Source organism: Rhizobium sp. 18065 (genome assembly GCF_902706095.1).
In the GTDB taxonomy this organism is placed as follows: Bacteria; Pseudomonadota; Alphaproteobacteria; order Rhizobiales; family Rhizobiaceae; genus Allorhizobium.
The window spans coordinates 20210-36802 of sequence record NZ_CACSJP010000010.1 but is presented as its reverse complement, the minus strand read 5'-3'; the positions used below and the strand labels follow the sequence as shown (position 1 = coordinate 36802).

Here is a 16593-nt window from a genome sequence, read left to right as displayed (position 1 = left end):
TGAGCGCTAGGGGAGTGCTATGGCAATGTTATTGAAGGACGAAGTCGAAATGCTGCGGCGCGTGCCGATCTTTTCGCGCATCGCACCGACAAAACTGAAACTTCTGGCTTTTGCATCGGATCGCATCAGCTGTCGCGAAGGACAGAATCTGTTTCATCAGGGCGATGCCGGCGATGCGGCCTATGTCATTCTGTCGGGAACGGCCGAAGTCGTCGTTGATACCCCGACGGGCGAACTCAAGCTGGCAGACGTGGAGAACAACGCCATTGTCGGCGAGATTGCCATTCTGTGCGAGGTTTCGCGCACCGCGACCGTTCGCGCCACCAGCCGCCTTGAAGTGCTGAGGATCAGCAAGGACAATTTTCTCTGCCTGGTGCATGATTTTCCCGAAATTGCCATCGAGATCATGCGCGTCCTTGCCGAACGCCTCAATCACACCACTGCCGAGCTTACGGTTGCCCTGACCCAGAAGACGCCGGTGGTCAGCGGCTGAATTTGCCGTTCTTCAGGAAATGACTGACCTGATCGATGACCGTGGCATCGCTCATCATGAATGTATGCGTCACCGGCAGGACCAGATGATCGGTCATGCCGTCGATCATGGTGCTTGCGACCGAGACCTTGCCGTCATTCGGACCACCGATGAGCGCGCTATAGAACGGGTTGAGCGAGACAGTGCCGGCGATGATGCCGAGCTCGAAATCGGGAAGCGGCAGGACATTTGGGGTTGAGGTGGGTGCGGTCCCAAGCTCCATCCCCGCCGGGCCATTGATCCACCGGAACGGCGGTAGGTCGCCGAACACATCGACGATCTCCGAACCATGATTGGGCGGCGCCAGCATCACCACCCGGCCAAGCCTTGAAGGACGATGTCGTGCAAGCCAGGCACGCACGAGAATGCCGCCCATCGAATGGGTGACGAAATGCACCCGCTGCTGCGGCCAGCAGTCAGCAACGGATTGGGTGACATGAGACATCAACCCCTGGATCGAGGATTGCGTCGATGGATAGCCGTTGTTGATGACCTGGTAGCCCTGCTCCTCCAGCGCATCCTCAAGCCCTTGCATGGAGCGCTCGGTGCGGGCAAGCCCGTGCAGCAGGACGACGCACTCAGCCATGGCGGATGAACTGATTGCACAAAGGCCGAACACGGCCAGCAGCAGTCTGCCCATCATTCAACCTCCCGCCACAATCCCGCCCCTCACGAAAGCCGGCTTTCGCCAACGACCCCGCTGCGCGACAGCAGGATGGCAATCGGCCTGGTGCCGCTGAACTCGGAAAGCACAATGACCAGCACGGCGGTGATCGGGATGGAAACAATCGCCCCGGCAATACCCCACAGGCTGGTCCACACGGTTAGGCTGATCAGGATGGCATAGGGGCTGAGGTCGAGCGAATTGCCCATGATCTGCGGTTCCAGCACATTGCCGATCATGAACTGCACCACGCTGAGCGACAAGGCGAGCAGCAGCACCTGGTCCGGTTGCCCGAACTGACCCACCGCAATCACCGTCGGCACGAAGACACCGATAGCCGAGCCCAGATAGGGAATGTAGTTGACCAGCGCGATGATGATGGCCCAGAGCACGGCGAATTCCAGGCCGAAAAACACCATGACGGCATAGCTGACTAGGCCCAGCACGACATTGATCAACGACTTGACCGCGAGATAGCGACCGACGCGATAGTTTATGTCGCTGATCACCGCCCGCAGGCGGACGATCCGGTCGGGGTCGGACGACAGCCGCCCAAGCTTGGCATCGAAACTGCCTTGTTCCAGGAGCATGAAGACGACATTGAGCAGGACGAAGACCAGTCCGCCCAGCAGCGATGCCGATGATACGACGCCGCTGCGCAATGTGGCCTGGAGATTGATCTGGCCGAACAGGTCGTTGCGCAGGGTCTCCCAGGTAACATCCCCCTGGAAGCCGACGAAACCAGCAAGCGCCTGTGCCATCTCGAGAAACTTCACCTGATATTCCGGCGCCTTGGCGGCAAAGACGACCAGGTTGGCAGCCAGCAGCGTGACCAGCTGGATCAGCCCGTAGCCGATGACCAGTGCCGCAAGCGTATAGCGCAGACCGGTCGGCAAGCGCCTCCCGATCACCGGGATTGCCCCGGTCAGCCCGGCGATCGCCGAAACCACATAGGCGATCATCAGCGCAAGCACCATCGGCACCAGGACCTCCGCGCCGATATACAGGAACCAGCCGACCATCAGCGCAAGGGCCACCCCGAGGACCAGATTGACCAGCGAGACGGATGACATCGTCGGGCCTGCGGGATCGGATCGGCGAAGCTCGGTCATGCGGACATACTTTCCTGGTGGCGATGGAGTTGATCAATCGTGAGCGAAGCGGAGGCGGAGGCGGAACCGGACATGACCGTATCGGTAGCAATCGGCGGTCCACCGCGGGACGAACGATTGGGGAAGACACCCATGTCAGACATCCTCCACCAACTGGTCTATGTCAAAGGTCGAGCGCACGCCGACATCATCGAGATGAGCCTGACCGAAGGCGATGGCCGCCCGGCGTCCCTCTTCGAACAGCATCTGCAGGAAATCCCATTCGGCATTGAGCTTGGACGAATGGCCGAGCGTGACCATGATATCGGACGTGATGCGATGCAGCCGCATCTCTTTCCACTGACGTGCCTCGCCATGGCCGGGATCGACAACGCGGCGCAGCAGCGCGATCATCCGCAATTCCTTCAGCAGTTGCGCGTTGAAGGAAATCTCGTTCAGCCGGCTGGCGATCTCGCGCGCGGTTTTTGGCGTTTCCAGACGCTCGACGGGATTGATCTGGACGATCAGCGTATCGTGGCTGTCACATTCCCGCACCAGCGGCGTCATCGTCGGATTGCCGGCATAGCCGCCGTCCCAGTAAGGCACCCCATCGATCTCGATGGCCTGAAACATCGACGGCAGGCAGGCCGATGCCAGCAGCACGTCGACGGTGATCTCGTGTTTACGAAACACCCGCCCCTGTCCGGTATGCACATTGGTAGCCGTGATGAACAGCTTGATCGGCCCGTCGGCGAGATCGGGGAAATGGATGATCTCGGCCAACAGGTCGCGTAGCGGATTTCCGGCAATGCCGCCGAGGGAGTAGGGCGAGACCATGCGTGCCATGATATCCATCGCGAGAAAGGCTGGCGAATTGTCCAGGCTCCAGTCACCGGTGATGCGTTCCAGCGGCCCCCTTTTCAACGGGCTGTAACGGGCCGCTTCCGAGGTCTTGCGCCAGAAGGCGGTCAGCATGTCACGTGCGGTCTGCCGCCCTCCTCGCGCCATGCCGGCTGCCAGAACCGCGGCGTTCATGGCGCCTGCCGAAGTTCCCGAGATCCCGTCGATCTCGATCGCGTCCTCTTCCAGAATGCGGTCGAGCACACCCCAGGTGAAAGCCCCATGCGAGCCGCCGCCCTGGAGCGCCAGATCGATGGGAGGAATGCTTGCTCTTCCCGTCCGCACATCCGTTCCTGCCTTTGCCGCCATGTTCGACACCCTTTTCCAGCGTTTCGTCGCAATGTTCGGACCCGTTGCAGATCAGGGCTGCAGCGCCGCAACCTTCTGCTTCAGCAGTTCCAAACCCTCGTCCGTCCAGCCCGGCTGATCGGTTAGCGACGCCCAGGCGTCGACATAGTGATCGAAGGCATAGACATGGCCGAAGCCTTTCGGCGGTAACACGGCGAGCATGATGTCGAAGCCGAGCTGCAGGAAGGTCACCACCGGGATCCACACCATGTCCGGCGACACATCCGGGCCAAGCGGCTTATTCATCCATTCCGGCCGCCGCCACAGCGCGCGCGGATCGAAGAACGCCACGGCATCGCTGGCATATTGCAGGAAGATCACCCGGTATGGACCCCAGGGCGCCGGTGCCTCCCGCAACGTGTTGCGCTGTGAGGTGAAGCGGATCACCGAGCCATCGCGAAAGGTCGGCAGCCAGCTTGGCGTGCCGGGATTGCGCGCCGCAGTGACCGATACCCAGGTGCGGGTGTTGAAAGGAGGACCGGCCCACAATGCCCCCTGATACGGATCACCGATGACCTGGTGCAGATCGTGGCTGAGGTCCGAGTTCAAGGCGCCAAGGCTCAAGCCGTGCAGATAGAGCTTTGGTCGCTGATCGCGTGGAAGCGTCCGCCAATGACCGTAGATGGCGGCAAAGACCGCCCGCGAGGTCTCCACCCCGTAACTCGGATCGGCCAAGAGGGCGATCCAGCTGGCCAGATAGGAATACTGCACCGATACCGACGCCACGTCGCCATGCAGGATATATTCCAGCGCCGACTGGCTTTCGGGATCGACCCAGCCCGTGCCCGTCGGCGTGACGATGACCAGGTTCGTCCGCTCGAAGGCCTTGATCCGGATCAGTTCCTGCAAGGCAAGCTCCGCCCTGGCCTCGGGCGTATCGGCGGAATTGAGCCCGACATAGACACGGAGCGGCTCCAGTGCCGCAGCACCGGACATCTGTTCGATCATCGCTTTGTCCGGGCTGGCTGCAACCAGTCGTCGCCCGGCCCGGCCAAGGCTCGCCCAGTCAACCAGCGAGCCCGGGCCACCGGTCTTCAATGCATCGACCGGTTGCACGCTGTCGTCTTCGAAGCGACCGTCAAGCTCGCTATAGATGCCGTCGAGGAAACGCATCGCACCACCGACCAGAACACCGTTACCGATCGTCCAGAACAGCATTGCCGTCACCGCCAGTGCGACAACGGCGGCCGGCGGCCCGGGAATATGGCGTGCCAGCCGATTGGACAGGCGCTGGGCAATAATGCCGAACAGCCGGAAGACCATGACCAGCACGGCAAACACCGCGAGCGCCACGGCAGCGATCGTCCATGGCCCGGCGCTGTCGATCGGCTCCATATCCATCAGCGCCCGCAGCCGGTTCTGCCATCCGGCCGCCCACCAGAGCATGGCAACCACAATCGCCAGGCTGACCAGTGCAGCCAGCAGAAGGCCGCGCCGCCGCGCTCGCCCCTGCACGGACGGCAGACGCAGCGAAAGCCAGAGCCAGCGCAAAAGGACACCCAGCCCATAGCCGGCAGCAAGGCAGAAGCCGCTCAGTGCCCCCTGGATCAGCGGCGCACGCGGCACGAGGCTCGGCGTCAAGGAGGCGGCAAAGAACAGCGCGCCGATGACCAACCCGACACCCGAAAGCGCTTGGAGAAATGCCCAGACCGGGCGTCCGGCGGGACTGGATAAACTGTTGGATGTAATCATCAAGCGTGTATTCCCCCTAATCGAAACGTCCTGGCCGTCGCGTCAGGCCGGCCCGGAGGACATCTTGCCGACCTTCCATGCCATCACCCCGACCGACAGCCCGATGCTGATCAGATTTGCACCGAGCATCACCCCGATCAGCCAGAAACCGGTAACGGGCATGGCCGCAAACAGCGCCAGCGCCAGGACCACCGACAGAACCCCGCTGGCGAAGATCCACATCCAGTTCGGCAATGGCCGGATGGTGAAGGCAAAGACAATCTTGGAAATGCCCTCCATCATGAAAAAGACGATGAGAAGCAGCGACAGCAGCAGGATGCCCTGGCCGATATTGCGCAGCAACAGCACCCCGATCATGATCCCGAGGATCACCGACACCAGTTGCAGCCAGAAATTTGGCGCATGGCGGGCACTGATCAGGCCGATGGCCTGGATCAGCCCGCTGACGATCAGCAGCCAGCCGAAGGTGAAAACCGCGGCAGCCGAGGAAACGACCGGAAACAGCACGGCAAAAATGCCCGCAACAACCAGCAGCGCGGCTTCGACCAGATGAAACGCCGAGTGCCGACGCACGGCATCCCGCGCAGCTTCACGATAAACCTGGGCTGCGGCATCAAGACCAATGGGCATGACGATCACTTTCTCTCTGTTGAAACGGCTACTTCGAGCGGGTTGCCATGATCGACGGACTGTCGGACGAGATCAGAACAAGCCCGCCATCGGCGTCGATATCGAACCGATCGATCTTTTCCATCGCCGACAGGAACGAGGCCTCGATCTGGCTTTTATGCTCCTCGCAGGCCATCATCGAGCCGGCCATGCCGCGCTGAAAGCTGAAGCCCTCGCCGGTCAGGGTGAAGCCGCCGAAATAGCGGTTGCAGCCGGACGAGCCGAAGACGCTGGTCTTTGTCGCATCGAATTCGAGACTGACATAGACATCCTCCGGCACCGCCGCGTCGCCGATCCTGGTGACGCGCCAGGCCGGGCCAGCCAGCAGTGACACAGGCTCGCCGCCGCAACCGTTGAACGTCTTTGCGCCTGTCGTCACCGTAACCGTCAGCGGGCTCGGCATTCCCGTCATCGTGTCGCGGCAGACCACCGGCGTGATACCGACCGCAAGATCGATGGTATCTGCCGCATAATGCCAGGTCTCACCTTTGGCGGTCGGTTCGGGCAGCGCTCCCTCCACAGTCGTGCCGTCATCGACAGTCCGGAACGAAATCCGCCCGCCATCGAGCGTCGCGATCCAGCCCGGCTCGTTGCCGCGCGCCGTCAAGGGCAGCTCCGGCTTGGCAGCACCATCGCTCGCAGCAAGAACCGAGGATGATGCGCCGAGAAGTATCGCGCAGATCGAGATCAGTTTAAGTTTCCATCGCATGGATCATCCCTCCTCGTTTTAAGGGTCGCCGCCGCCAAAAGTGGCATGCGCAAATTTTCGCTCGGCCCGGCACGACATCCTATTCATAGCTGTAAGGCTGCAGATAGGCGCCATCGACAAGCTCGCCGGTCCCGTCGCGCAGCAAGAGATGCGCCGGAATACCGTCGGGTCGTTTGCGCTCCGGCGGCAGCGGCGAAACATAGGTCCGGCCTTTCAGCCGCCGGTCAAAATCCGTCCGCACGGCGGCGAGGAGCTCCGGGTCGACCAGCAGGTCGTAACCGACGCCCGCCATCACCCGGGCCGAAGCAAGAGCCGCCTTGTCGCCGATCGACATGCCGCCACAGGCCGTCAGCGGCCACATATGCAGGCCGACCCCGAGCGGCATGCAGGCCCAGGCAAACAGCGCGGTCGGCGTAACGAAACTGACATCACCGACATCGGTGGCGCCACCGGTGGTGGTTTCCGGGATCATCGGCGCGATCGCCGGACTGAGACCGAGTTCGGCAAGCCCCATCTCCTTCTGGCAACCGCGCGCAAAAGCCTGTTCATCCACCGTCCAGTCCACGCCGATGGCATTCATGTGGCGCAACGCCTGACCGGCCAGGGTCTCGTTGGGAATAAGGTCATGCATGCCGAAAAACAGGTCGAACTCCGCCTGTGTCTGGGTTGCAAGCGCCGCACCATCGGCAATTTCGCGCAGCCAACTGGTGATCGCAGTCACCCGCTCCCGGTCGCTGTCGCGGATCATGATCAGGATCTCACCGACCTCCGGCACGACATTCGCCGCGACCCCGCTTTGGGTATAGATGTAGTGGACCCGCGACGTCGGCTCGATATGTTCGCGCATGAACTGCACGCCGACGGCAAACATCTCTGCGCCTTTCAGGCCACTGCGCCCTTCCCAGGGTGCCACGCCAGCATGCGCGGTGCGCCCGGTGAAACGCACACGCGCCATGTTGACGGCGGCGGTGCGCAGGAGGCCTGTCGCCGTGATCGGCGCCGGATGCCAGGCAAGCGCCGCATCCAGATCGTTGAAAAACCCGTCGCGCACCATGAACACCTTGGCACCCTGCGTCTCTTCGGCCGCGCATCCATAGACACGCAGCGTGCCGGCGGTTCCATTCTCCTGCATCATCCTCTTCAGGGCGAAGGCAGCGCCGGTGCAACCGGCTCCGAGCATGTTGTGGCCGCAGCCATGCCCGACGTCGATGCCTGTCGGACCCGGCGTCTGGCGCGGTTCGGCGGCATTGCCCAGGCCTGGCAGGGCATCATATTCCGGCAGGAAGCCGATCTTCGGGCCACCGCTTCCCTGCGTCCACTCGGCAATGAACGCCGTCGGGATGTTCGACGTGCCGCGGCTGACGATCGTAAAGCCGGCCGCCTCCAGCTCGCGCATGTGGATCTTCGAGGAAATGTCTTCCTCAAGAGATAACTCCGCATTTTCCCAGACCTCGCGGGAAATCCGCAAGATCGCATCGCGCACCGCTTCCACAGCCATCGCCGCAGGTTCGACGGAGCCCGGCGGCGGCAGATCTGCTGGGCTTGTGGCGGCCATTGCCATTTTCGCATCGACAGCAGCCATCAGGCCAGTAGCGATCGCGGCACCTCCACTGACGGCAAACGAGGTCTTCAGGAAATCGCGGCGCGCCATATCGGCAAAGGATTTGGATTCAGACATGGGTTTCTCCTTCAAGGCGACCAAATCGCTGCTTGTCAAAACCACGACATCCCCGACGACGGGCCGGCAGGACGGCAACAGCGCGTCTGCGAGATCGGCAAAAACCATAAATCGGCCGCCGTGACACACTGGCCTTGAGCCAAGGGTGATCAGCAACTGGCCATCGGTCAATCGCCAGACACCTAGCTGCCTCGTCCCCAGAAGTTCCAGGCGTCGCAGGAATGCACACGTCCGCTCGATGCGCAGATTGTCCAGAACCACCAGCAGACCGGGAGGCCAACTGCGATATCTTCCCGCCAGACAGACAGGGCAATGTGACCATAAACAACAACAAACGCTTGATCATGGTGGCCGCTCGATTGCGATCTGGACCAATTTAAGAGCAGCAAAGCCCATAACAAACAACAGGTTCGGCACAATCAGGTCAGTTTTCGCAAAAAAACGGACGTGATGCAAAAAATTGGGACGCATCGCCATGAGCCACTGTCGAAGAGCCCAGAAAAATGACTGAAAAGATCGACGGACCTGACGGAGATCTTCCGCGCAGAACACCCCGAACGAATACAGACTTCCAGCATATTCGGGACGTGATGCCGAATCTCCGGACTCCAGGCTGATCACTTTCGTTCTCAAACAATCCTATAGTTGCAAGGGGTACAATCGCGCTGTGGTTGTTTTAGAGGATCGGTTTGCGCCAGAGGGGGCTTCGATGGCAGTGACACTGGCACGAAAGATGTGGGGGGTTGTCCTGGCTGAAAATGCGGCCGGACACGCCGTCGAAAAAGGCGTCTCTGCCCTCGCGGGATCATTCGACCGACGCCAGTGACCATCACATGATTTCACCGCTTCTCCACAGCGCCATCGATGACTGATCCATTTCCGGTACAGCAACAGGAGTTTCGCATGTCTACATTGATCGCGATCGTTTATCCGAACGAAAAACAGGCCGAAGACGTCCGTTCCAAGCTCCTCAGCTTGCAACGGGAATACATCATCACACTCGGGGATGCCGTGATTGCGACGAAGACAGACGCCGGCAAGATCAAGCTGAACCAGTTGATCAACACCACCGCCGCCGGCGCTGCATCAGGCAGCTTCTGGGGCTTGCTCATCGGTGTGATCTTCCTCAACCCACTGCTCGGCGTTGCCGTCGGCACAGCATCCGGCGCTGTCAGCGGTGCGCTGACCGATGTGGGAATCAATGACCCCTTCATGAAGGAACTCGCGGCCAACCTGACCCCGGGCCATGCCGCTCTTTTTGTTCTCGTCAAGGAGATGACCGAAGACAAGGTGCTGAAGGAAATCGCGCCATTTGGCGGCGTGGTGCTCAAGTCGTCGCTGGACGAAAGCAAGGAACAGGTCCTGCGCGACGCACTGGCAGCAGCCGAAAAGCCGGTCTGATCACCCGCTGGAAAGCCAGGAAGGAAAGAGCCCACAGAACGTGGTGGACTCTCTTCCCTCCTGTGCATCCGGGCGTGTCGGCAAAGTCGATATGCGGTCACCGCTTATGTAAGTCGTGACTTTTATTGGATGAAATCAATGACACGTCGTTTTCAACATTATCAAATGCGAAAAAGCAGCTATTATTTTTTAGTAGTGCATAACTTTCTCATAAGTTGTAAATGAAACTATAAATATTGATCGCTTGGGTATTTGTATGACAGTTTTCGAGCGGCATACCAGGTCTGAAACAGCCCATTTATTCCCCCCGGTTGTGGCGGCGAAAAGCGTCCCGGCGGCATCGCTTATGCCCTATTCATTTTCCACCGAGCACATAGACAGTGCCGACAGCTTTTCCGCATGGCGCCATAGCTATGAGCCAATGGTGGACCTCAGGCAGAAACCCGCAACGTGCGGAAGTTCATTTTCGGGCAAGCAGGTGCTTTGGGATCTCGGCGAGATTGCCTTGGCGGAAATCAGGACAGAAAGCCTCGATTTTATCAGTTGGCCCATGCAGATGAAAAACAGCGGGCTTGATCACTGGTGCCTGACCCTGTTTCTCGACGGAACATGCCGCACGGATGCCGGCGACGAGCAGTATGTATCGTCGTCGAGGCTTCTGCAGGTCCACCCCCTTGGCAGCCGTTTCAGTGGTTCGCTGACGGATTGCCACTTCATCATGCTGTGGATTCCCCGCAGTTTCTGCGGTGACAGCGCGCATGTCCTCGACAGCGTCGCCTTCCAGTCGATTTGCGGACCCATGGGCCAGATGCTGTCATCCTACATCACCTGCCTCGTCGCGCAGATGCCCTATGTGACGACGACCGAGGCGAGCGCGCTTGCCCATGCGACTAGAGATATGGTGATCGCCTGTGCTGCACCGTCCGCCGACAGGATCAATGCATCGAAGGACCAGTTCGCAGCGACGCTCATCGAGCGGGCGCGCAAATTCATCCAGCAGAACCTCTACAATTCGGCCCTCGGCCCCGATCTGCTCATGCGTGAAATGGCCATGTCGCGCACCAAGCTCTACAATCTCTTCGAACCGGTGGGCGGCATTCATCGCTACATCAAGCGGCAACGGCTCTGTGAGGCGCACAAGCGCCTGGTCGATGCGCAAAATCCCTGCCGTATTCAGGATATTGCCGAACGCCTTGGCTTCAGCGACGGCGCCGACTTCAGCCGGGCCTTCAAGCGAGAATTCAGCTACACGCCCAGTGACGCGAGACACCATTTCATTCAAACGAGCTATCAAGACACGCAGAGCCTGGAAAACCTCGCACCCCCGGACAAGCTTCCCTTCATCCTGCGACGGCTGCAGTTCTAGGCATCCAGCCCGACCGTTCGCCAGATCACCTGCCCATTTTCCTTGCGATTTTGCCGGCCCAGTCGCCCGGCGCCGAGAGACAGACAGAAAGCAACACTGAAAAGACGTCCAGGAGATCCACGCCGTGACCACCATCCAAGTGCCTGGCCTTTTGACCGTGACGATCGCCATCCTGGTATTTTTCATCGGTAGCATGCTGAACCGGTCGATCACCGTCCTTGGTCGCTTCAACATTCCCGAAGCGGTCAGCGGCGGCCTGCTGGCGGCGCTGTGCACGCTGGCGCTGTATAGCATGGTTTCGACCGAGATCGTTTTCGATCTCGCGGCACGCGACATGCTGCTGCTCTATTTCTTCACCGGCATCGGCCTCAATGCCCGTTTCGCCGATCTGGTCCGCGGCGGTCGGCCACTGCTTATTCTGCTTGCCCTGACACTGACATTCCTGCTCATTCAGAACGGTATAGCCCTTGCGGGCGCCGCTCTGTTCGGCCTTCCCGATGGTCTGGCCATCTTCCTCGGCTCGGCCTCACTGATCGGCGGCCATGGCACGACCATTGCCTGGGCGCCGCTGGTGCAGGAACGCTTCGGCGTCACCAACGCGCTGGAGATCGGCATAGCCAGCGCCACCCTTGGCCTCGTGATCGCCAGCCTGATCGGTGGCCCGCTGGCGCATCACCTGATCCAGCGGCATAACCTGAAAGGTCCGGAAGAGAAAGAGTTGACTGTCGGCGTGCCTGCCGATGCGGGCGAGCGCCATGCCGACGAGGTCAGCTACCGCAGCCTGCTGCAGACCCTCTTCGTCATGAACCTCGCCATTCTCGCGGGTTATACCTTGCATGAACTGGTCGATGACATCGGCATCAAGCTGCCGCTGTTTGTCATGTGCCTGCTGTGCGCCATTGCCATGACCAACCTGGTCCCGCTCGCCGCTCCGCGCCTGCCATGGCCATCGGGATCCCGCGCCCTGTCGCTGATCTCGGATCTGTCGCTCAGCATTTTCCTCGCCATGTCGTTGATGAGCATGCAGCTATGGGCGCTGGGAGGGCTGGGAATTGCCCTGGTTGCCATCCTGTTTCTGCAAACCGCAGCAACCGTTATATATATCCTCCTGGCCGTCTTCCCGGCCATGGGCAGAAACTATGATGCGGCGGTGATTTCGGCCGGCTTTGGCGGGGTCACGCTCGGCGCCACGCCAACGGCCATTGCCAACATGGCGGCCATCACCAAATCGCATGGTGCCGCGCCGATGGCCTTCATCATCGTGCCGCTGGTCTCGGCCTTCTTCATCGACCTCGCCAATGCGGCCGTGATCGGCTTCCTGCTCAGATAGAGGCCTGGAATACGGAAGCCGATTTTAACACCTACCGTCCCGAGCGGCGCATGTCGACGACACGGCCATTGTGGCGATTGAGTGCGATCTCGAAGCGCCTGCCGTCGCGTGTGGCACGATAGACAAAGAAACGACCACGGCAGTCGACTGTGCGGATATCGCGAAAGCCGTTACTACGAAGCCGGTTGCGCCCTTCCTGGCATGTGATCGATCGCCCGTTGCTGACATTCGAGCCGACGGAGATATTGATATTGACCCGCGCTTCAGCCGGAGTGGCTGCCGGGAACGCCAGCATGAGGCAGAGAAAAAGTCCGAGCAAGCCACGCATATCAATCCTCCAGAATAGCAAAATTTAGGAATGTAAGGATCATATGTGCCCCCGCGTGCGGATCAAGTGCTGAAACGCACTTCGCGTGTGTCGATTGCAGCGATGGCAGGCAAGTCGCGCAAATTGCCACGATCCGGAAAAGCCCGAGAGTTTCCACACGCGACGGAAACAACCTGTCTGCTGCTCTTCGAGAAAGCATGGAAACATCCGTCGCGTCGCCAGCGGATCCGCTTGACAAAGACTATTTGACCGTATTTTAATCACGCTCAAGTTCTGGGCAAATATTGCCGAACTGATCAAATGACCTCGTCCGTCGCAGGGCAACAGCGCCCCACAACGCCCCGGTTTCCGGGAACCGCGTTGTGGGATTTTTTGTGTTTGGATTTCTGATGCAAGAGACCGTGAAGATCGGCATCCTCTATTCGACCACCGGGCCTTATGGCTCGATGGGTCGCGATGCCCGCGATGGCGCCGATTTTGCCTATCACGATTATCGCGCCGCCGGCGGCACCAGGGTCGAACTGGCATTCTTCGATCCCCATGCCGATCTCGCTGCCTATGTCGAAGGCGCGCGCCACCTGATCCGCGATGAAGGTTGCCGCCACATCGTCGGCACAATCACTTCGGCCGCACGCAAGGAGGTCATACCCCTCGTCGAAAAGCACGACGGCCTGCTGTGGTACATGTGCCCCTATGAAGGCTTCGAGGCCAACGAAAACGTTCTCTATATCGGCGGCTGTCCCAACCAGCATCTGATCCCGCTATTCGAACACCTGATCCCGCGACACGGCGCACGCCCCTATCTGGTCGGTGCCAACTATGTCTGGGGCTGGGAGATGAACCGGCTGGCCCGCGAACTGATCAACAATGTCGGCGGCTCGGTTCTCGGCGAGCGTTATCTGCCGCTGGAAGAGACGGATGTCGAGCGCATCATCGCCGATATCGCAGAAAAGCGTCCAAGCTTCGTTCTCAACAATCTGATCGGTCCCTCCAGCTACGCTTTCCTCAAGGCCATGAAAAAGCTCGGTGAGCGCGATCCGGCCTTCCTGCCCGGGAATTGTCCGGTCGCGAGCTGCGACCTGCAGGAATGCGAATTGACGGACATCGACAATGGTGCCGGTATCGGCCAGCTCTGCGCTGCCTCCTATTTCGACAGCCTCGACACCGCCGAGAACCTCGCCTTCAAGGCCAGATTGCAGACCTGGAGACCTGGCGAACGCAAGGTCTCAAGCGTCTTTGCCAGTGCCTATACGGCCGTGAGCCTCTGCATCGCAGCGATCGAGGCTGCCGGATCGGAAGAGCCGGCAAAGGTCCGCGACAGGATTGTCTCAAAAAGTTGGCCGACGCTATTCGGGGAGATGCGCATCGATCGCGACACCAATCACGCAGCCCTGCCCTTCCTGCTCGGCCAGATCAATCCTGATGACGGCTTCGATGTCATCGTGACCCGCCCGGCTCTGCCGGCGGATCCCTATCTCACCGGCGCAACCATGACCCTCAAGCCGAAGCTGCGGGTGGTGTCATGATCACGCGGACCCCGAATTTCACCGGATGGCGAGCGACAATCCTCACCGAGGAGGATGGCAACACGGAGCGGCTGCGCCGACAGCTGGGCCTTTTGGGCATCGAAGTCCATTGCCAGTGGAGCCCGATCTCGGCAAGCGTCATGCCGGAACTCATCCTTGTCGATGCCGACCGTGGCTGGGACGAACTCCTGCCTTGGGACACCGGCACGCCGACCCGCCCGGTCGTCGCCCTGCTCGGCTCGGAAGCGCCGGGCCGGATCGCCTGGGCCATCCGCCAGGGCGCGGGCGCGATCATCGCCAAGCCGGTCACGGCATCCGCGATCTACCCGGCCTTGGTGCTTGCCGTCTCGATCCACGAAGCACGCCTCTCCGCTGAACGGCAGATTGCCCATCTGGAGGAACGCCTGAAGCTGCGCCCGGTCGTCTATGCCGCCATCACCCGGCTGACCGGCGAGAGGCAGATCGACGAGGACGCCGCCTATTCCGTCCTCAGGGATTGCGCCATGCGCCGCCGTCTGCCGATCGAACAGATCGCGGCCTTCTTCCTGGCCGGTTCGGAACCATTGCGCGAGGTCGGCAAATGCGGGCGCTGAAGGAACTCGCCCGTCAACCCTCCGCCCTCTTCGGGCTCGCCATAATTCTCGGCGTCCTGATCCTGGCACTCGCCGCACCGCTGATCGCACCATTCGATCCCGATAACCAGATGTTCGATGGCCTGACACTGGAAGGCGCGCCTATGCCGCCTGGCGGGCAGTTCCTGCTCGGCACCGACACCCTCGGCCGCGATCTCTTCTCCCGCCTGCTCTATGGCGCGCGGACCTCGCTGATCATCGGCCTTGTCGCCAATGGTGTCGCGGTCACCATCGGCCTTTTTGTCGGCATCACCGCCGGCTACATGCGTGGTTGGGTCGGAACGCTTTTGATGCGCTGCACCGACCTGATGATGGCCTTCCCGGCCCTGTTGCTTGCGATCGTGCTGGCCGCCATCCTCAAGCCCAGCCTGTGGATCGTCGCCATGGTGATCGCGCTGGTCAACTGGGTCCAGGTGGCGCGCATCGTCTATACCGAGACCCGCGGCCTGGTCGAGCGCGACTTCATCATGGCAGAGCGCGCGCTGGGCGCCGGCCACGGACGCATCGTGTTCCGCCATATCCTGCCACATCTGATCCCCACCGCCATTGTCTGGGGCACGCTCGGCATCGCAACCACCGTCCTGCTCGAGGCAACACTCTCCTTCCTCGGCGTCGGCGTCCAGCCGCCGCAACCTTCCTGGGGCAATATCATCTTCGAGAGCCAGAGCTATTTCCAGGCAGCCCCCTGGCTGGTCTTCTTCCCCGGCGCCCTCATCCTTGTGACCGCTCTCGCCTTCAACCTCGTTGGTGACGCCCTGCGCGACATTCTCGATCCGACACAACGCGGGAGGGGCTGATGCTGGGCGTCCTGACAAAACGGCTGCTGCAATCGGCGCTCATCCTGCTCGGCGTCGCCGCGATCACCTTCGTGCTTCTCTATGCCCTGCCGGCAGACCCCGCCCGGATGATTGCCGGACGCAGCGCCACCGCCCAGACGGTGGCCAGTATCCGGCACGAACTCGGACTGGACCAACCGCTCCTGACACAGTTCCTGCATTATCTCGGTGGTTTGCTGCAAGGGGATCTCGGCCGCTCCTACGCCCAGAAAACGCAGGTCGTCACCCTGATCATCGCGCGCCTGCCGGCGACCCTTGTCCTGATGGCAGCCGGAATTTTTGTCGAAGTCGTGCTCGGCCTGACACTCGGCATCACAGCCGCACTCAATCGCGGCGGCTGGACCGACAGGCTGGTCATGGCCTCGGCCTTTATCGGCGTCTCGGCACCGCAATTCGTCGTCGCCCTGCTCTTACTCTATCTGTTCGCCGCAACGCTCGGCTGGTTCCCGATGAGCGGCTATGGCAGCTTTGCCCATGTGGTGTTGCCGGCCATGACGCTCGGTATTCTCGGTGCCGGCTGGTATGCCCGCATGGCACGCTCGGCGATGATCGACGTGCTCAATCAGGACTATATCCGCACCGCCCGGGCCAAGGGGCTTTCCGCCCGCCGCATCGTGCTGCGCCATGCGCTTCCCAATGCCATCCTGCCGATCATCGCCATGATAGGCATCGATATCGGCCAGTTCATGGGCGGCGTCGTGGTGGTGGAAGCCGTCTACGGCTGGCCCGGGATCGGCCAGCTCGCCTGGCAGGCCATCCAGCAGGTCGACATCCCGATCATCATGGGGGTCACGCTGACTTCGGCCCTCGCCATCATCATCGGCAATCTCGTCGCAGACATCATCGCACCGATGATCGACCCACGCATCCGTTCACACTGAAACACAACAA

16 protein-coding genes are annotated in these 16593 nt (G+C 60.9%); 8 read left to right on the top strand and 8 right to left on the bottom strand.

The features are described from left to right. The first annotated feature begins 25 nt into the window (after positions 1–25). On the top strand, positions 26–493 hold the full coding sequence (locus GVK95_RS20205) for a cyclic nucleotide-binding domain-containing protein (RefSeq protein WP_007607684.1): 468 nt from the start codon (positions 26–28) through the stop codon (positions 491–493). On the opposite strand, the gene GVK95_RS20200 is transcribed toward GVK95_RS20205, so the two are convergent. The 7 genes from GVK95_RS20200 to GVK95_RS20170 all read right to left on the bottom strand — a co-directional run bounded on the left by GVK95_RS20200 (position 483) and on the right by GVK95_RS20170 (position 8283). After that, positions 483–1175 carry an alpha/beta fold hydrolase gene (locus GVK95_RS20200; protein ID WP_244618841.1) on the bottom strand — a complete coding sequence of 231 codons (693 nt, stop codon included), beginning with the start codon at positions 1173–1175 and terminating at the stop codon, positions 483–485. The two genes, GVK95_RS20205 and GVK95_RS20200, sit on opposite strands and share 11 nt — an antisense overlap. 26 nt (positions 1176–1201) lie before the next feature. Continuing rightward, positions 1202–2308 carry an AI-2E family transporter gene (locus GVK95_RS20195; protein WP_159952491.1) on the bottom strand — a complete coding sequence of 369 codons (1107 nt, stop codon included), beginning with the start codon at positions 2306–2308 and terminating at the stop codon, positions 1202–1204. Between the two features lie 135 nt (positions 2309–2443). After that, the gene (locus tag GVK95_RS20190) at positions 2444–3496 is read right to left on the bottom strand and encodes a patatin-like phospholipase family protein (protein ID WP_159952490.1); all 1053 of its coding nucleotides are present in this window, start codon (positions 3494–3496) and stop codon (positions 2444–2446) included. A 51-nt stretch (positions 3497–3547) separates the two neighbouring features. After that, the gene (locus GVK95_RS20185) at positions 3548–5227 is read right to left on the bottom strand and encodes an alpha/beta-hydrolase family protein (protein ID WP_159952610.1); all 1680 of its coding nucleotides are present in this window, start codon (positions 5225–5227) and stop codon (positions 3548–3550) included. 42 nt (positions 5228–5269) lie between these two features. Continuing rightward, on the bottom strand, positions 5270–5857 hold the full coding sequence (locus GVK95_RS20180; RefSeq protein WP_159952489.1) for an HdeD family acid-resistance protein: 588 nt from the start codon (positions 5855–5857) through the stop codon (positions 5270–5272). A gap of 28 nt (positions 5858–5885) precedes the next feature. Continuing rightward, on the bottom strand, positions 5886–6605 hold the full coding sequence (locus GVK95_RS20175; protein ID WP_159952488.1) for an META domain-containing protein: 720 nt from the start codon (positions 6603–6605) through the stop codon (positions 5886–5888). A gap of 79 nt (positions 6606–6684) precedes the next feature. Next, on the bottom strand, positions 6685–8283 hold the full coding sequence (locus GVK95_RS20170) for an amidohydrolase (RefSeq protein ID WP_159952487.1): 1599 nt from the start codon (positions 8281–8283) through the stop codon (positions 6685–6687). 903 nt (positions 8284–9186) lie between these two features. Between GVK95_RS20170 and GVK95_RS20165 the strand changes: the two genes are divergently transcribed. The 3 genes from GVK95_RS20165 (at position 9187) to gltS (ending at position 12380) form a co-directional block, all read left to right on the top strand. Continuing rightward, on the top strand, positions 9187–9684 hold the full coding sequence (locus GVK95_RS20165) for a DUF1269 domain-containing protein (protein ID WP_159952486.1): 498 nt from the start codon (positions 9187–9189) through the stop codon (positions 9682–9684). A 550-nt stretch (positions 9685–10234) separates the two neighbouring features. Further along, on the top strand, positions 10235–11050 hold the full coding sequence (locus tag GVK95_RS20160) for an AraC family transcriptional regulator (protein ID WP_348532456.1): 816 nt from the start codon (positions 10235–10237) through the stop codon (positions 11048–11050). A gap of 124 nt (positions 11051–11174) precedes the next feature. Next, positions 11175–12380, top strand: a complete 1206-nt coding sequence (gltS, locus tag GVK95_RS20155) for a sodium/glutamate symporter (protein ID WP_159952484.1) — start codon at positions 11175–11177, stop codon at positions 12378–12380. Between the two features lie 31 nt (positions 12381–12411). On the opposite strand, the gene GVK95_RS20150 is transcribed toward gltS, so the two are convergent. Further along, a complete protein-coding gene (locus GVK95_RS20150) occupies positions 12412–12708 on the bottom strand; it encodes a hypothetical protein (RefSeq protein WP_159952483.1) in 297 nt (98 codons plus the stop codon). Positions 12709–13097: 389 nt separating this feature from the next. On the opposite strand from GVK95_RS20150, the gene GVK95_RS20145 reads away from it, so the two are divergent. From GVK95_RS20145 to GVK95_RS20130, 4 genes are read left to right on the top strand one after another with little or no spacing between them, the layout of a single operon-like run. Further along, positions 13098–14234 (top strand): transporter substrate-binding protein, encoded by a 1137-nt coding sequence (locus GVK95_RS20145; RefSeq protein WP_159952482.1) that lies wholly within the window; start codon positions 13098–13100, stop codon positions 14232–14234. After that, positions 14234–14827 (top strand): ANTAR domain-containing protein, encoded by a 594-nt coding sequence (locus tag GVK95_RS20140; RefSeq protein ID WP_159952609.1) that lies wholly within the window; start codon positions 14234–14236, stop codon positions 14825–14827. The genes GVK95_RS20145 and GVK95_RS20140 overlap by 1 nt, the downstream gene beginning before the upstream one ends. Further along, a complete protein-coding gene (locus GVK95_RS20135) occupies positions 14815–15663 on the top strand; it encodes an ABC transporter permease (protein ID WP_007607644.1) in 849 nt (282 codons plus the stop codon). Before GVK95_RS20140 ends, GVK95_RS20135 begins: the two co-directional genes overlap by 13 nt. Beyond that, complete coding sequence (locus tag GVK95_RS20130; protein WP_159952481.1) at positions 15663–16583, top strand: ABC transporter permease; 921 nt, start codon at positions 15663–15665, stop codon at positions 16581–16583. The genes GVK95_RS20135 and GVK95_RS20130 overlap by 1 nt, the downstream gene beginning before the upstream one ends. Positions 16584–16593 lie beyond the last annotated feature (10 nt).

Excerpts from the sequence above, each read along its gene's own strand:
- GVK95_RS20205 (WP_007607684.1), top strand. The coding sequence starts at position 26 with ATGTTATTGAAGGACGAAGTCGAAATGCTGCGGCGCGTGCCGATCTTT.
- GVK95_RS20200 (WP_244618841.1), bottom strand. The coding sequence starts at position 1,175 with ATGATGGGCAGACTGCTGCTGGCCGTGTTCGGCCTTTGTGCAATCAGT.
- GVK95_RS20195 (WP_159952491.1), bottom strand. The coding sequence starts at position 2,308 with ATGACCGAGCTTCGCCGATCCGATCCCGCAGGCCCGACGATGTCATCC.
- GVK95_RS20190 (WP_159952490.1), bottom strand. The coding sequence starts at position 3,496 with ATGGCGGCAAAGGCAGGAACGGATGTGCGGACGGGAAGAGCAAGCATT.
- GVK95_RS20185 (WP_159952610.1), bottom strand. The coding sequence starts at position 5,227 with ATGATTACATCCAACAGTTTATCCAGTCCCGCCGGACGCCCGGTCTGG.
- GVK95_RS20180 (WP_159952489.1), bottom strand. The coding sequence starts at position 5,857 with ATGCCCATTGGTCTTGATGCCGCAGCCCAGGTTTATCGTGAAGCTGCG.
- GVK95_RS20175 (WP_159952488.1), bottom strand. The coding sequence starts at position 6,605 with ATGCGATGGAAACTTAAACTGATCTCGATCTGCGCGATACTTCTCGGC.
- GVK95_RS20170 (WP_159952487.1), bottom strand. The coding sequence starts at position 8,283 with ATGTCTGAATCCAAATCCTTTGCCGATATGGCGCGCCGCGATTTCCTG.
- GVK95_RS20165 (WP_159952486.1), top strand. The coding sequence starts at position 9,187 with ATGTCTACATTGATCGCGATCGTTTATCCGAACGAAAAACAGGCCGAA.
- GVK95_RS20160 (WP_348532456.1), top strand. The coding sequence starts at position 10,235 with ATGCAGATGAAAAACAGCGGGCTTGATCACTGGTGCCTGACCCTGTTT.
- GVK95_RS20150 (WP_159952483.1), bottom strand. The coding sequence starts at position 12,708 with ATGCGTGGCTTGCTCGGACTTTTTCTCTGCCTCATGCTGGCGTTCCCG.
- GVK95_RS20145 (WP_159952482.1), top strand. The coding sequence starts at position 13,098 with ATGCAAGAGACCGTGAAGATCGGCATCCTCTATTCGACCACCGGGCCT.
- GVK95_RS20135 (WP_007607644.1), top strand. The coding sequence starts at position 14,815 with ATGCGGGCGCTGAAGGAACTCGCCCGTCAACCCTCCGCCCTCTTCGGG.
- GVK95_RS20130 (WP_159952481.1), top strand. The coding sequence starts at position 15,663 with ATGCTGGGCGTCCTGACAAAACGGCTGCTGCAATCGGCGCTCATCCTG.